Source organism: Nostoc sp. DedVER02 (assembly GCF_034530675.2).
GTDB lineage: Bacteria > Cyanobacteriota > Cyanobacteriia > Cyanobacteriales > Nostocaceae > Nostoc.
On sequence record NZ_JAVRCP020000013.1, the window covers coordinates 86,549 to 101,839 of the forward strand.

Consider the following 15,291-nt stretch of genomic DNA (forward strand, 5'->3'; position numbering starts at 1 on the left):
TAACTATGGTTATTGAGCAATTCCCCATTCCCCATTCCCCACATTCTATTCTGCTGCGGTGGAAGTTAAAGACATTGTTTCCCACAAAACCATGTGAGGTGGTGTTAGTACAGGCTGATGTAGAGCAATCAGCTGGGCTAGGGTATTCTTTAATTGGGTACGAGGTACGATATCATCAACAAAACCATGCAGGAGCAAATCTTCAGCAGTCTGAAAATTTTCGGGCAGTTTTTCTCGTAGGGTTTGCTCAATCACTCGCCGACCGGCAAAACCAATTGTTGCTTTGGGTTCTGCCAAAATGATATCGCCTAACATTGCAAAACTTGCAGTAACGCCGCCCGTTGTGGGATTGGTCAAAACTGGAATATATAATAGTCGCGCGTCTTTATGGCGTTGTAAGGCTGCGGAGATTTTCGCCATCTGCATCAAGGAGAGCATTCCTTCTTGCATTCTCGCGCCGCCGGAGGTGCAGATAATCACTACGGGATACCGCCGTTGAGTGGCTTGCTCAATCATCCGGGTGAGTTTTTCTCCCACAACCGAACCCATACTACCACCCATAAAACGGAAGTCCATAACCCCAAGGGCAATGGGCAAACCATTGATTTGACCTAAGCCAGTGTTAACTGCGTCTATTAAGCCGATTTTATCTTGTGTTTCCCGCAGGCGATCGCTGTAGGGTTTGCGATCGCGGAATTCTAGCGGATCGGTTGGACGCAAATGCTCGTCTAGAGGTTTCCAGGTATTGCTATCTATCAATTGACGAATGCGCTCATCGCTATCTACCCGATTGTGATGACCACATTCGCTACAAACCATCTGATTGGCTTTCAGGTCTTTTGTGTATGCCAACACTCCACATTTTGAGCATTTATGCCACAGACCATCAGCAATTTCACGTTCTTGGCGATCGAGGCTGGTAGATCCTGATTTCCGTCGATTTGCAAACCAATCAAATAGAGACTTTAAACCACGCGATTCTTCGTTGTTAGCCATTTTTTATTTTATTTTAAGTGGGTATGAGGTCAAAAACATGTCAAACCGTATTGGGTTGTCCTTAGTCATGAGTTATTTGTTTTTACCTAATGACTAATTACTACATCGTCAAACTACGCTTTTAAGCAATTCAGACCTTAATTATCATCTTTGGTTGCCAGCTTAACGAAAATACTTATACCAATACAAGTCTCCCGATCTTTTTTTCAGCAGACTTAATTATATTGACGTACTGACAAAGCCATGAGAGTACCAACCTCCAAATAAGATGTTTCCCTCTCCCACCCAAATCAATGATTCGTATTGCTAGGTTATGAACGATCCACATCTGTTGCATTTGTGCTTGCTAACGCTTAATCGTCTCAAGAGGGTAATACAAGTCACAAGCAGAATATTATCAAAATATGAAGGGGCGATGGGGTAATGTTGGTTACAGTCACGAATTATAAATTTTTCTTATGAAAGGGTATTCGGTATGGGTTACTCCCCTTATCCCCCTTCTCTTCCAACTCGTCACTCCAATTCAAGACGCTGGAAAAAATAACCGCAGGTAGCTAGACAAAATGGCTTCGCCGCTAAACAGGGTAATCACAGATCCTAAAGCTAGAAAAGGGCCAAAAGGCATTTTTTGTCCTAAAGTTTTTCTTGATGTCGCTTTGCGTCTACGCATAATAACAGCACTACCAATTAAGGCTCCCAACGCACAGGCAATAAAACTAGCTAAGAGCAAATATTTCCAGCCTAACCAGGCTCCCATCATGGCTGCTAACTTGGCATCACCTGCGCCCATTGCAGTTTTCCCAAAGGCAAGTGAACCCAATAGGGCGATCGCATCAAATAGCCATAAGCCCAGCACTGCACCTACTATGGCCATCATAAGGTGATTTACTAATGCGACAAAACTTCCTTCTGGTAGATAACCAACGACCATTTGGAATAAAATTCCTACCACTAGACCCGACTGAGTAAGTGGATTAGGTAAGGTCATGGTATCCAGGTCGATAAGCGATAGTGCCAATAACCAACTACAAAAAGCCCAATAGCCGATTGTAAAAGTCGAAACTTGAAATACTAAAAAAACTAACAAAAAAATTATGCCCGTCACCCCTTCTACCACGGGATAACGGACAGAAATTTTGCTTTTGCAGTATCGACACCGCCCTCTTAAGGAAATCCAGCCGAAAACTGGTACATTGTCGTAGGCTTTTAGCTGATTTAAGCATTTAGGACAGCGAGAAGGCGGCCAAAGAATTGACAACCCAGCAGGTAGGCGATAAACAATAACATTCAGAAAACTACCAATAGATGCACCCAAAGCAAAGACCATTACACTCGCTGGAATAGCGAACAAAATGTCCATACAGTCATTTGTCCTTATGTCATTAATCCTGTGTCATTTGTCGTTTATCTTTTGTCTTTTGTCATTAGTCATTAGTCATTTGTCCTTTGTCGAGAACTAATGACTAATGCCTAATGCCCCTCATCAATGCTGTTAGCGGATAGCTATGGTTTAGCACGTGCTGAGTGGGAAGGGTTAGACAAATGACCAATGACCAATGACTAATAGATATGTGATTCAATTTGACTTAAGGGTACAAAACACTCTTGAGGTAAAAGAACTGGTTGGTTAGTAAAAATAACCTTACCTCGATGATTTACACGATTAATTGCTACACCGGAAGGTTGCCCAGCGATTTCGGGATGAACTTCACAGTGAGTATAGTATATCTGCCCAGCAGCTCTGATTACAGCAGGATCAATCAAAGGCGATTGGTTCTTTGGGGCGGTGAAATTTACTGGATTCTGTCGTAATGCGTACACTATCGACTGTTATTTGATTGCTAGATTTCCCTATAGTCTACCCGAAACTTATAGCAAAGGTTGCCAAATTGCCCAAGTTGCTCTACAAAATTATTTTTCCTCAGTAGCCCTAATTAGTGAGTCTCCCATAGCACGGCAACCAAGGAGGTTTTTTCCTGGAGAAATTATATCCCCAGTGCGATCGCCTTGTTCTAAAACTTGAAATACGGCTTGTTCAATGCGATCTGCCGCTTTTGGTTGGTCTAAACCGTAACGTAACATCATCGCCGCACTCAAAACCTGTGCTAGAGGATTTGCCTTATCCTGTCCAGCGATATCTGGGGCGGAACCGTGGACTGGTTCAAACACACCAGGCCCAGAAGCACCCAAACTCGCTGAGGGTAACATGCCAATACTACCGGTAAGCATGGCAGCCGCATCAGAGAGAATATCGCCAAACAAATTGCCTGTAACAATGGTGTCAAACTGTTTGGGAGCGCGTACTAACTGCATAGCAGCATTATCTACATATAAATGAGAGAGTTCGATATCTGGATATTCCTGAGAAAGTTGGGTGATGCGATCGCGCCACAACTGAGATACTTCTAATACGTTGGCTTTATCCACCGAACAAAGTTTACCACCGCGTTTTTTTGCCGCTTCAAAAGCCACCCGCCCAATGCGTTCAATTTCCGATTCTGTGTAAACCATTGTATTTACACCGCGTTTCTCACCGTTTTCTGTGGCAAAAATCCCTTTAGGTTTACCGAAGTAAATCCCGCCAGTGAGTTCGCGCACCACCATAATATCCACGCCTTCAACAATTTCGCGTTTCAAAGTGGAGGCATCAATTAGCTGGGGCAAAATTTTCGCTGGGCGCAAATTGGCAAACAATCCCAAACCTGCACGAAGCCCTAACAAACCTGCTTCTGGGCGTAAATTAGATGGCAGGGAATCCCACTTATAGCCACCAATGGCTGCAAGTAATACAGCATCACTGTTACGGCAAGTCTCTAGAGTGGCAGATGGTAGGGGTTCCCCTGTAGCGTCAATTGCTGCACCACCGATAAGGGCTTCTTGGAATTCAAACTTCAGATCGAATTGCTTCCCTACGACTTTCAGCACGTCTACCGCCACTGCCATAATTTCAGGGCCAATGCCATCGCCGGAGAGTAGAGTAATGCGGTAGTTCTGGGTCATAGCTGATTATTACTAGGTAAATGCTTACAGATTAAATATCATACCTAGCAAAATGTACCGATAGAATTTTTAATTGATTTGGGTGCGGCTCTAACGTAATCATCTGGCATTGTCTGAAACTACTGGTCTGTCGCAAAAGTTTTGATAGGTAAATCAGCTTTAAATCCCTCTTCTCTAACTCTTAACTTTGCGTTCTTCTCTGACGAGACGCTGCGCGAATGCGTCCTTTGCGGTTCGTTTATCAACCCCATCAAAATTAATGCGATAAACCACTACTATTAGGAGTCCTCCTAATTGAGCGGATCGAAACGCTGCAAGATCAGAGCGATGAACACTACTGGCAAACCGACACCCATACAAATGAGAGCTTGGATAAATGTCAAAGGTGTGGTGTTAAATACTTGATTCATCATGCTCCACTGACTGAACAGACATTGTAAAATCACTACAGCCACAATTCCGATCGCAGGTGCATAGGCTATGCGTGTGCGTTTACCTTGGATTCTGGCAACTAGAGATGGTAAAAGCTGGGTAATGCTTAATAGGTAAAAGATTTCTGCTGCCACTAACCCATTAATCGCCATCGTGCGTGCCAAGGCTTGATTGTCTGTAGTTTGAAGTATCCATTGAAATACCCCAAAAATTACTAGCCAATTGAAGGCGGAAATCGCCAAGATGCGCTTGAGTAACCCACCCGATAAAAGCTTTTCTCTGGGGTTGCGTGGTGGTTGTTGCATCACCTGTCCAGATTTTGGCTCAAAAGCGAGGGGAGCAATCAACCCGACTGAACTGACCATATTCAGCCAGAGAATTTGGATTGGTAAAATGGGAAGTGCAGTAGACAGGAGAATGGCAATCAAAATCGTCATGGATTCTCCAATGTTGATCGGCAGCAAGAAGGCGATCGCTTTTCGCAAGTTGCGGTAAACCCCGCGCCCTTCCTCCACAGCAGCTTCAATTGAGGCGAAGTTATCGTCAGTTAGAAGCATATCCGCCGATTCTTTGGCAACCTCTGCCCCGGCTATGCCCATCGCTACCCCAATATCTGCCTGCTTGAGAGCGGGAGCATCGTTGACACCATCTCCAGTCATCGCCACAATTTCGCCCTTGAGTTGCAACGCTTTCACCAGATGCAACTTTTGTTCTGGAGCAACTCGCGCAAATACCATGCCTTGCTCGGCCGCTTGGGCGAATTCTTTTTCATCCATCTGAGTTAATTGCTGTCCGGTGAAGACTTGTTCTTCAGTCGAGCAAATTCCCATTTGGCGAGCGATCGCAGCAGCTGTGAGCGCATGATCCCCAGTGATCATCTTCACCTGAATCCCGGCAGATTGACAAGCACCCACAGCAGCGATCGCTTCCTCACGGGGCGGATCGATTATGCCTTGAAGTCCCAAAAACACCAGTCCTCGATCGAGATCGTGGCGATTTAAAGAGTGTTTAGCCGCAACTTCTTTTCTCGCAAAAGCTAGCACTCGTAATCCTTGGTTTGCCATGCCAGCAACTTCTTGTTCCACTGCGGCAGGATTGAGCGCAGCCTGTTGTCCTTGACTATCGAGTATGCGATCGCATCGTTGGAGAATTGCTTCCACAGAACCTTTGAGATAAATCACATTCAGCGATCGCTTTGCATCCAATTCATGCAAAGTTGCCATGTATTGGAATTGGGACTCAAAGGGAATAGTATCGATTCTGGGTAATTCTTGCTCTAGATTCTCTTGCGTCAATCCCACTTTATTAGCAGCCGTAATCAATGCTCCCTCGGTTGGGGTTCCGATTAAATTCCACTGTCCGTCTCGCCATTCGATGTGAGAATCATTGCACAGCAATCCCGCTTCCAAAGATTCCCAAAGAGCAATATGTCCATTTGCATTGAAATCAACAGGCTGCTGATTCATGAGGATTTCACCCTCTGGGGCATAACCAATCCCGCTAACGGTGTAGTGTTGCCCACCCGCATAAACATTTTGGACTGTCATCTGATTTTCGGTCAACGTGCCAGTTTTGTCAGAGCAAATAACGGTTGTACTTCCCAATGTTTCCACTGCGGGTAACTTGCGAATAATCGCGTTACGTCGTGCCATCCGGGAAACCCCGATCGCCAACGTGACTGTGACAATTACAGGTAATCCTTCGGGAACTGCGCTGACTACCAGAGCCACAGCTGCTTTGAAAACATCAATCCAAGATTCACCCTGTCCTAATCCGACTGCAAATGTCAGGGCAGCCAAAGCTAAGATGACATACAACAAGGTTTTGCTAAACTTGTCGATATTTCGCGTCAGTGGTGTTTTCAACCCTGTGCTGCTTTCAATTAACTGCGAGATCCGACCGGTTTCAGTGGCATCTGCGATCGCTACTACAATCCCTTCTCCTTGTCCAAAGGTGACGAAACTTCCTGCATAGACCATATTGCTGCGTTCGGCTAATGGTGTTTCGACAGCCAGCGATGGAGTTGCTTTCTCCACCGGAACGGATTCACCTGTTAAACCAGACTCGTCAACTTGTAACCCACGCACACTTAATAGCCGCAGATCCGCAGGTACTTTATCCCCAGATGCTAGCAGTACCAAATCACCCGGAACAAGTTCAGTGGAAGCCAGACGGGTTTTTTGTCCATCACGAATCACAGTTGCTTCAGTAGTGACAGCTTTAGATAGAGCAGCGATCGCACCTTCTGCTTTCGATTCTTGAATGTAGCCAATGATGACATTAATCAGGGTGACACCAAAAATTACTCCGGCATCTATCCAATCTTGCAATAGCAGCGTTACTATTCCTGCCGTCAGCAAAATATATAGTAGTGGTTGATTAAATTGCTCTAAAAATTTTAGCCAAGGACTTTTGCCATCTTTAGTAGTTAGTTGATTTGCACCCATCTGTTGATGCCGCGTGGTAGCTTCTTTATGAGTCAAACCTGCTTCTGGATGGCTGGCTAACATTTGTAAAATCTGCTGTTCCGCCAGAGTATGCCATTCATGGTTGAGTAAATCTTTTGTGGAATCAGCAAAAGTATTTGTAGCGATCGTATTTGTTGCCATCTCTGTCTCCATGCAGTAACCATTAAACGAATTCGTAATTAAGATTCATCAGATTTAATCTGGATTTCTCTGTTTGAATCTGTACTTTTTTCAAATTGATGTGATTGCGAGAATCTTTTGCTAAGTTCATAAATATGCCACTCTCGCACACCCCAATAACGGAGAATCGATTCTGCTTGCCATATTTCATCTACTGTTCCCTCTACCTTCACCAAAAATTCTTCTTGTAAGGTAGTTAGCTCATAGAGTCTAGCTTGCCTTTCGGGAGCAAACCAACCTTGAAAAGCACCATACACACTGCCAAAAATTGCACTCGCTCCACCCGCCAGCAGTGTAGCCAGCACAGACTCAACCGCTAATGCCGGGCCAAAACCGGGAATAACTAATACGCCAAGTCCGGCTGTGAGTGCCAGGAAGCCCCCGGTTGTTCCTCCTGTAATTGCGCCTGCTTTAGCACCTGCGATCGGAGTTATGGGATGTTTATCTGTATTAGTATCTTCGTGCAACTTTTCGTGTTCAGAGTCTAAATTAAGCACAGAAATTTTCTGCATAGGAAAGTCAATCGCTCTAAGTTCATCAAGCACCTGTGTTGCAGCTTGACGGGTAGAAATGATGCCTGTGGCATTTTTAACTGGATGGAAATTCATCACAACATCTCCTATAAAAACAAGTAAGTTGAAAACAAAAGTTTATTAGTATCTAAATAGTAGAAAACTAAACTTTTCAAGTTTGATTGTGAGCCGTATTAGTTACGCTTATCTGCTTCTATTTCAGGATTACCGATAAATGTGAATGAAAAGTGAATAAATTATTTATCCTACTCACCTTTCACTTTTAAATCACATTTATCCCTCAAGCTAAAAGACAAGACGGATGAATGAAGTAATTGATTATTGGAGATGTGTATGAGCTTTAAGAAGATTTTAGTGGCAGTCGATGATTCACCTGCAACTGCAACAGTATTCGCAAAAGCGCTGGAGTTAGCCCAAAAAGACGCTGCTCAGTTAATGATTGGTCACAGTATTGAGCTAGCAACTTCTAGTCAACTCACTGTGAACTTAGTAGATTTAGAAATAGAAACACAACAGGCACAGGGTTTACTGCGGTTCTACTATCAGAAAGCGAAAAAACACGGTGTTCTAGCAGAATTTAGTTCTCGCACAGGCGATCCTGGAACTAACATCTGTGATTTAGCCCAGAGTTGGGGAGCAGATTTAATTGTGCTTGGTCGCAGAGGACTTAAGGGATTTGCCGAACTTTTAGCAGGAAGTGTGAGCAATCACGTCGTTCATCACGCTCCATGTTCCGTTCTGGTTGTTCAAGGTCAGTAGTTCTCTCACAGACACTTTGCAGACTGAATATGAGTTGGACAATACATCGGGTTCTTGTTAGCAGGAATAGCCGCTTTAATTCTGGTTTTCCTCTCAACTTTCAACTATAGTTAATTTTCACTGTACTAACCTGAAATCGGATCGATGTTAATCCACAAATTCATAGCGTACTAACTTTCTAACATCCTGACGTGGTAGACCTAATTCTTGGGCAATTGTTGCTTCTATTTGATTGAATTCTATCGTTGGAAGTTCTAATTCCAATCGCTTCAAAATGGGATCTGCTGTTTCTACTTCAACTTGAGTAATTCTCTTAGTTCGGTTGACGGCGGCATTAATGAGCAACACATTGACTGATATCCGGGCTTCGAGTTGGGTATCTGACTGAAGTTTATTTTCCGTAGAATTGGGTTGGCTTAACTCTTGGGCAGCTAGGAAACTACAGCCAAGCCAAAATGCAATTGCTACCACTGGTAGAGGCAACCAAAACTCTAATCCCAGCCCTTGCAGCCAACGCTTACTAATACGCCACACATTACACCTACTTCTGATTTTGCTAGGTCACACTCGATCTATATCCGAATAGGATAGACAATCCTCTGAAATCTGACTGATGAAAGAAGTTGAGATTGCTTCAATGCATTATTGTAAACAAGCACAAGTGTATAAAGGTGATGAAAATCTTACTGGTAGAGGATGATCCAAAACAATTAATGCCACTGCAAATGGTTCTCTCTCAGGCTGGACACAGCGTTGATGGTGTCAAGGATGGTGAAACCGCTCAATGGCTTTTAGCTGAAAAAGAATATGACCTGCTGATTTTGGATTGGATGTTACCTCGAATTAGTGGGGTGAGTTTGTGTCAACAGTATCGGGCGGCGGGAAAAACATCTCCTGTATTAATGATCACGGCAAAAGATACCACACCAGATAAAGTCATCGGCTTAGATGCGGGAGCAGATGATTACCTAGTCAAACCAATTGATATTATAGAGTTCATGGCACGGGTGCGGGCATTGAGGAGGCGATCGCCTCTCTGGCAAGGAGACACCCTCCGTTTGGTAGACCTCGAACTTCACCTCGATACCCTAATTTTGGAGCGCCAAGGGGCGACTGTATCCCTTTCCAGCCAAGAATTTCAGTTGCTAGAATATTTCATGCGTCATCCCCGCCAAGTCCTGACTCGCAACCAAATTGAGCAAGCCGTATGGGAGTGGGGTAGTGAGCCAGAAAGCAATGCAATCACCGTTATAGTTCGTAAACTTCGCCAACGTTTGCAAACATTAGCAGCAGCCGATTGGATTGAAACTGTCTATGGTATGGGTTATCGTCTCAACCCACCAGAACCAACTTGAGATTTAAAACGCCTGAGACAGAGAATAGGCAGTAGTGTAATTCAATTACAAGTCTTGTAATTATGAATTACGTTAGCGTAGCGTTAGCGAGTCATCGAGCGTCATTACGAATTACGAATTAGTATCAGTTGTGTTTAACCGCAGTCGTCGGAACTTAGCTCGTTGGTTTACCCTTTCAATGGGGTGCATTCTCATTCTTTTTGCTGGAGTCATTTATAATCTTGAGGTGAAAGACAAGCTCAAAGCATTAGATCAACTGCTTTATAAAAGAGCAGAGCTAATGGCAGCCAGTTCACAATATCGGCTGTATCAAGGACAAAAACAAGTCGATCTGAGCAATATACCGCTATTGGGTAGTGGTTCTCATCCTGCTGATATTGAACTGGTCTATGTTCGCTGGTATAACCCGAATGGCAAACTCAAGCGTTTTTTTGGGGCTCCACCTCCAGAACAGTTAAAAACATTATCTGGGTTTCTCACGATCGAGTCCGTTGACCCCTTTACAGACAAAGTGCTTTGGCTGCGTCAGTTAACTCTGCCTGTTCAAGGAGGAAATTCGGTCATTGGCTATCTGCAAGTTGCTATCCCTCTGACAGAAACTCAAAACGATCTCAAAGAGTTTCTGTTAATGTTGAGCCTGGCAGTACCTGTAGCACTGGGGTTAATTGGACTTACAGGTTGGGTACTCGGTGGTATAGCCATGCAGCCTGTTCAGCAAGCCTATAACCAACTACAGCGTTTTACATCAGATGCTTCTCATGAGTTGCGATCGCCTCTTTCTGCAATTTTGACCAATGCCCAAGTTGGGTTACTAATGGCCGCAAACCATCCCCAAATCCATCCCTCAATGGAGAACATCATCGATAGCGCTAAGTTGATGAGTACCTTGGTCAATAACTTATTGTTATTGGCTCGGCATCAAGGACAATTAACTCCAGAATCACTCAAAAGGGTAAATCTTAATGGCTTGTTGGAGAATCTAGTTGTTCATTACACTACTATTGCGGCAAAAGCATCGCTCAAGTTCATTAGCCATTTGCCAGAACAACCCATTGAGTTGTGGGCTGACCCCGATTTGCTGCGGCTAGCAATCGAAAACTTACTCAACAACGCCTGCAATTACACTCCGTCTGGTGGAACTGTCTGGTTACGCTTAGAACCTCATCCAGATCGGGCAGTAATTCAGGTGATTGATACTGGAATTGGAATTCCAGAAGCAGATTTACCTTATATTTTCGATCGCTTTTACCGAGTTGACACAGAACGTACAAGAGAAAGCGGCGGATTTGGGTTGGGATTGGCGATCGCTCAACAAATTGTCCAAGCTCACGGCGGTCACATTCATGCGATCAGCAATGAGGGTAAAGGCTCGACGTTCCAGATAAAATTACCGCTTATGAGCCATTCCTAATATCACCCTTAAGAGATGATGATTCATAATTAAAATCTAAAGCCAAGAGCTATGTGTAGCAACCCGCAAACAGACAAGGCACTGTTAGCGAATTTTAAATAGAGCATCTAAAAAAAACTGTTCAGACATTCTCCGAGAACACTTTGCTATTTGCAGCATAGAACACAAAAAATTAAAAAAAAGTATTTATAGGAAATTTTCATTTAATTTATTGTATGTTGATTGTGTTTAATAATTCACAGACTAAAAATTATGGATTTAAAACAAATTAGTTTGGTTGCTAGTCAACTTCTAACTCTGTTTGGGCTGAAAATTTTAGGGGCGATCGCTCTGTGGCTGATTGCTCAACGCTTGATTGATTTTGGGTTGAAGCTAGCGCGACGTGCTTTCCGAAGCCAACACGTCGATCCGACACTGATTAACTATCTTCTGAATATCATTGGTGTTACGTTAAGAATTGTTCTAGTTGTGGCAATTCTCGGCTTCTTTGGGGTTGAAACAACTTCCTTTGCGGCATTGCTAGCAGGAGCAGGTATTGCAATTGGTGCAGCCTGGGGAGGACTATTGGCCAACTTTGCCGCTGGCGCATTTTTAATCGTTTTTCGACCATTCAAAGTTGGTGATTTCATCACAACAGCAGGCGTTACAGGTACTGTTACAGAACTTGGGTTGTTCACAACTAGTATCAATACACCTGATAACGTATTGACGATTGTTGCCAATAATAAAATCTTTGCTGACAATATCCAGAATTATTCTGCCAATCCTTACCGTCGGGTTGATCTGGTGGCTCAACTCCATCATGAAGTGAAACATAACGAAGCGATCGCACTTTTAAAAGCAAAAATTAGCCAAATTCCTAATGTCCTCCAAAATCCAGCACCGGATGTAGAAATTCAGACTTTCAATTTTGCAGGGCCTGTACTAGCAGTACGTCCTTATTGCAATAACGATCATTACTGGCAAGTTTACTTCGACACTAATAAAGCTATCCGTGAAACTTTTAGTGAAGCTGGGTATCCAATTCCCGAACATCGTTATGCAGTTAGCGGTTCATCTGGTAATGGAATTAATAATGTCATCCCACCACTATCAGAAATAACTTGACACTAAAGCAAAAAGTCAAGGTTTAATTTGCAAAGATTTCATCCATAACAGAATAAGAATTAATAAGTAGTTAAGGTATATGCCTTACCTACTTTTTTATGTAGCCAATTTCCTTAGATTCAGTTTCAATTTCTGAAACCAGCCTGACAAAAGCTATAGAAAGAGGTTACGTTAAGTGTTAATCACAAGCCGCACCCCAGCAGCGATGGTAAAAGAATTAGCAATTTGCACCCGTGGACTAACTAAGCAATTTGACAGGCATGTTGCTGTCAATGATGTTGATTTAGAAATCCAGGCGGGGGAAGTGTATGGACTGATTGGGCCGAATGGCGCGGGTAAAACAACTCTCATCCGCATGTTGGCAACTGCTGAGGAACCAACAACGGGTGAGATTTATATCAATGGCGATCGCTTACTGCGTGACAAGAGTAATCCCAAACTTAAGGGTTGTCTAGGCTACTTACCCGATGACTACCCGTTATATGAGGATCTTACAGTCTGGGATTACCTAGATTATTTTGCGCGTCTCTATCGCTTGCGAGAACCACGCCGTACTCAACGCCTACATGAAGTTTTAGAACTAATCCAACTTGGTAATAAACGCCACAGCCAGATTTCTACTCTATCGCGGGGGATGAAACAGCGCTTAAGTTTAGCGCGAACTATTATCCACGAACCGATTTTACTACTACTAGATGAGCCTGTTTCTGGGCTTGACCCCATTGCTAGGATGCACTTTCGGGAAATTATCAAGGCTTTGCAAGAGGCTGGGATGACTGTAATTATTTCCTCTCATGTTCTCAGTGATTTAGCGGAACTGTGTACTTCCGTGGGAATTATGGAACTTGGCTTCTTGGTAGAAAGTACCTCGTTACAACACCTTTATCAACGTCTTTCCCACCAGCAAATTGTCATATCAACTCTGGGAAACCTAGAGGCACTTTTAAGGGAACTGAAACATCATCATTTAGTAGAAGAGTGGGAGGTGATATCAGGAAAAAACAGCGTGCGGGTGAATTTTTCCGGCAAAGAAGAAGATAGTGCTGAGTTGTTGCGATCGCTGATTAAAGCAGACATCCCCCTGAGCGATTTTCACTGCACCCAAGAAGACTTAGAAACTATTTTCTTAAAATTAGGTCACAAACAAGCATCTTAATTCGTCAATAAATATCACTCCCCATTTTTGGAGATTGTTTTCCTATGATGCCCAATTTAATAGACAAAATCGGCGATTGGAATCCGCAACTATTGCGCGAACTCAAAGGACGGCTGAAATTTTTTAATATTGCGATCGCAGTTGCAGCATCCTTATTACTGCAACTGGTAGTTTTTTTATATCAGTTCCGCGAGTTTCCTGATGATAAATACTCGCTAACAAACATATACTGTCGTTTGAGTCAAGCATATCAACAACAAAACCAGGCTTTACAGCAATCAAACCAATCTAGAATTGCTGATTACGATAATTTAATCTTAAATAATATTTGTCCGCAAAACGAAATTGATTGGCAGTTGTGGTGGCGAGATCACTGGGAATATATATTCTTGACGTTTAGTGTAATTTTTGTATTTACACTATTAGTTGCAGGAACTTATTTAATAATCAATGATTTAGCCAAAGAAGAAACTCGCGGTACGCTGAATTTTATCCGTCTCAGCCCTCAATCAGAAACAAATATATTGACTGGTAAGTTGCTAGGAGTTCCGAGTTTAATTTTTCTCGTAATCTTAGTTTCACTTCCTTTACATTTATGGGCTGGTTATTCTGCCCAAATTGCTTTTGCTTCCATTTTGAGTTACTACGCTATTCTTGCTGCAAGCTGTATTTTCTTCTACAGTACTGCATTACTATTTGGTTTGGTTAGTAATAAATTTAGCGGTTTTCAGCCTTGGTTAGGTAGTGGTGCAGTTTTCATTTTTTTAATCATACCAATTTTGATGGCACCCTCTTCTAGCTACAGTTCAAACAATTCAGTTGTTTGGTTTACGCTGTTTAACCCTGTGGATACAACGAATTATCTCTTTCCTAACTTTTTTCATCTAACTAATGGTTCTCCCCTGACAAAATTGGAGTTTTTCTATTTACCAATAGGGAGGAATTTTGTTAGTCTGATTGGCTTCCATTTATTAAATTTTGGATTGTGTAGTTACGGTATTTTTCAAGCTCTTAAACGTTGCTTTCGTAATCCTCAAGCCTCAATGATCAATAAGGGACAAAGTTATTTATTTATAGCTTTTTCTCAGATGATGATGTGGGGATTTATCTTGCAACATTGGGATCAAATTAGCAATATTGATCAACAAATTGAGCAAAACCAAAGTTTGACCTTGGTGGGAGTATACAACTTTATATCGCTTTTTAGTTTTATTGCGATTCTTTCCCCTCACCGCCAAGCTGTACAAGATTGGGCAAGATATCGACATCAAGAATTTTCTAGTCGCAAGAGTGTTTGGCAGGATCTAATATGGGCTGAAAGAAGCCCTGCAATCGTGGCCATTGCTATTAATCTGGCAATTGTTAGTATCCCTTGGCTAGTCTGGATTTCACTCACATCTATTCTTGATACAGACCATAGCCCAAATTGGGCGCATGACAATTTAGACAGGTTGAAAGTACTTTCATCTGTAGCTTTGTCTATCAGCATAATCATGATTTACGCTACTATTGCCCAATTAATACTTTTGCTGAAAACTCCCAAACGTTCTTTTTGGGCAATAGGTACTATAGGTGCGGTAACTTTCGTACCACCGATAATTCTAGAATTTCTCGGCATCTCTTCGTGGAAATATCCTACTGTTTGGCTGTTTTCAACTTTCCCTTGGGCAGCGCTTCAGTACTCTGAGGCGACAACAATTTTTATGGCATTCCTCACTCAGTTGAGTGTTTTAGCGTTGTTGAATTTCCAATTGACAAAGCAGGTGAGATTAGCAGGTGAATCTGCTACGAAAGCACTATTAGCAGGGCGCTAGTAACGCAAGGCAAAGTCAAAAGCGTAATAAGCGTTTCAGTGATTTGGAATCGGTTGTTTATTTCCGCCGCGCTGTACTAG

At 42.9% G+C, this 15,291-nt stretch carries 13 protein-coding genes; 6 read left to right on the forward strand and 7 right to left on the reverse strand.

What is annotated here, in order from left to right; translation table 11 throughout:
* Positions 1-45 precede the first annotated feature (45 nt).
* The 6 genes from accD to RMZ41_RS15230 all read right to left on the reverse strand — a co-directional run bounded on the left by accD (position 46) and on the right by RMZ41_RS15230 (position 7,684).
* Positions 46-996 carry an acetyl-CoA carboxylase, carboxyltransferase subunit beta gene (accD, locus tag RMZ41_RS15205; protein WP_322642201.1) on the reverse strand — a complete coding sequence of 317 codons (951 nt, stop codon included), beginning with the start codon at positions 994-996 and terminating at the stop codon, positions 46-48.
* A gap of 523 nt (positions 997-1,519) precedes the next feature.
* The gene (locus RMZ41_RS15210) at positions 1,520-2,356 is read right to left on the reverse strand and encodes an A24 family peptidase (RefSeq protein WP_322642200.1); all 837 of its coding nucleotides are present in this window, start codon (positions 2,354-2,356) and stop codon (positions 1,520-1,522) included.
* Positions 2,357-2,556: 200 nt separating this feature from the next.
* On the reverse strand, positions 2,557-2,817 hold the full coding sequence (locus RMZ41_RS15215; protein ID WP_012409327.1) for a hypothetical protein: 261 nt from the start codon (positions 2,815-2,817) through the stop codon (positions 2,557-2,559).
* Positions 2,818-2,907: 90 nt separating this feature from the next.
* Entirely contained in the window at positions 2,908-3,996 is a 1,089-nt protein-coding gene (gene leuB, locus RMZ41_RS15220; RefSeq protein WP_322642199.1) for a 3-isopropylmalate dehydrogenase, read from the reverse strand.
* A gap of 290 nt (positions 3,997-4,286) precedes the next feature.
* Complete coding sequence (locus RMZ41_RS15225; RefSeq protein ID WP_322642198.1) at positions 4,287-7,037, reverse strand: HAD-IC family P-type ATPase; 2,751 nt, start codon at positions 7,035-7,037, stop codon at positions 4,287-4,289.
* A gap of 38 nt (positions 7,038-7,075) precedes the next feature.
* Positions 7,076-7,684 (reverse strand): hypothetical protein, encoded by a 609-nt coding sequence (locus tag RMZ41_RS15230; RefSeq protein WP_322642197.1) that lies wholly within the window; start codon positions 7,682-7,684, stop codon positions 7,076-7,078.
* Between the two features lie 258 nt (positions 7,685-7,942).
* Between RMZ41_RS15230 and RMZ41_RS15235 the strand changes: the two genes are divergently transcribed.
* Positions 7,943-8,368, forward strand: a complete 426-nt coding sequence (locus RMZ41_RS15235; protein ID WP_322642196.1) for a universal stress protein — start codon at positions 7,943-7,945, stop codon at positions 8,366-8,368.
* 147 nt (positions 8,369-8,515) lie between these two features.
* On the opposite strand, the gene RMZ41_RS15240 is transcribed toward RMZ41_RS15235, so the two are convergent.
* On the reverse strand, positions 8,516-8,902 hold the full coding sequence (locus tag RMZ41_RS15240; protein ID WP_322642195.1) for a hypothetical protein: 387 nt from the start codon (positions 8,900-8,902) through the stop codon (positions 8,516-8,518).
* A gap of 140 nt (positions 8,903-9,042) precedes the next feature.
* On the opposite strand from RMZ41_RS15240, the gene rppA reads away from it, so the two are divergent.
* The 5 genes from rppA to RMZ41_RS15265 all read left to right on the forward strand — a co-directional run bounded on the left by rppA (position 9,043) and on the right by RMZ41_RS15265 (position 15,211).
* Entirely contained in the window at positions 9,043-9,723 is a 681-nt protein-coding gene (gene rppA, locus RMZ41_RS15245; RefSeq protein ID WP_322642194.1) for a two-component system response regulator RppA, read from the forward strand.
* Positions 9,724-9,853: 130 nt separating this feature from the next.
* Positions 9,854-11,134: a HAMP domain-containing sensor histidine kinase gene (locus RMZ41_RS15250; protein ID WP_322642193.1), complete on the forward strand. Its 1,281-nt coding sequence runs from the start codon at positions 9,854-9,856 to the stop codon at positions 11,132-11,134.
* 252 nt (positions 11,135-11,386) lie between these two features.
* On the forward strand, positions 11,387-12,241 hold the full coding sequence (locus tag RMZ41_RS15255) for a mechanosensitive ion channel family protein (protein ID WP_322642192.1): 855 nt from the start codon (positions 11,387-11,389) through the stop codon (positions 12,239-12,241).
* 205 nt (positions 12,242-12,446) lie between these two features.
* Positions 12,447-13,397, forward strand: a complete 951-nt coding sequence (locus tag RMZ41_RS15260) for an ABC transporter ATP-binding protein (RefSeq protein WP_322642266.1) — start codon at positions 12,447-12,449, stop codon at positions 13,395-13,397.
* A 44-nt stretch (positions 13,398-13,441) separates the two neighbouring features.
* Positions 13,442-15,211: an ABC transporter permease subunit gene (locus RMZ41_RS15265; RefSeq protein ID WP_322642191.1), complete on the forward strand. Its 1,770-nt coding sequence runs from the start codon at positions 13,442-13,444 to the stop codon at positions 15,209-15,211.
* Positions 15,212-15,291 lie beyond the last annotated feature (80 nt).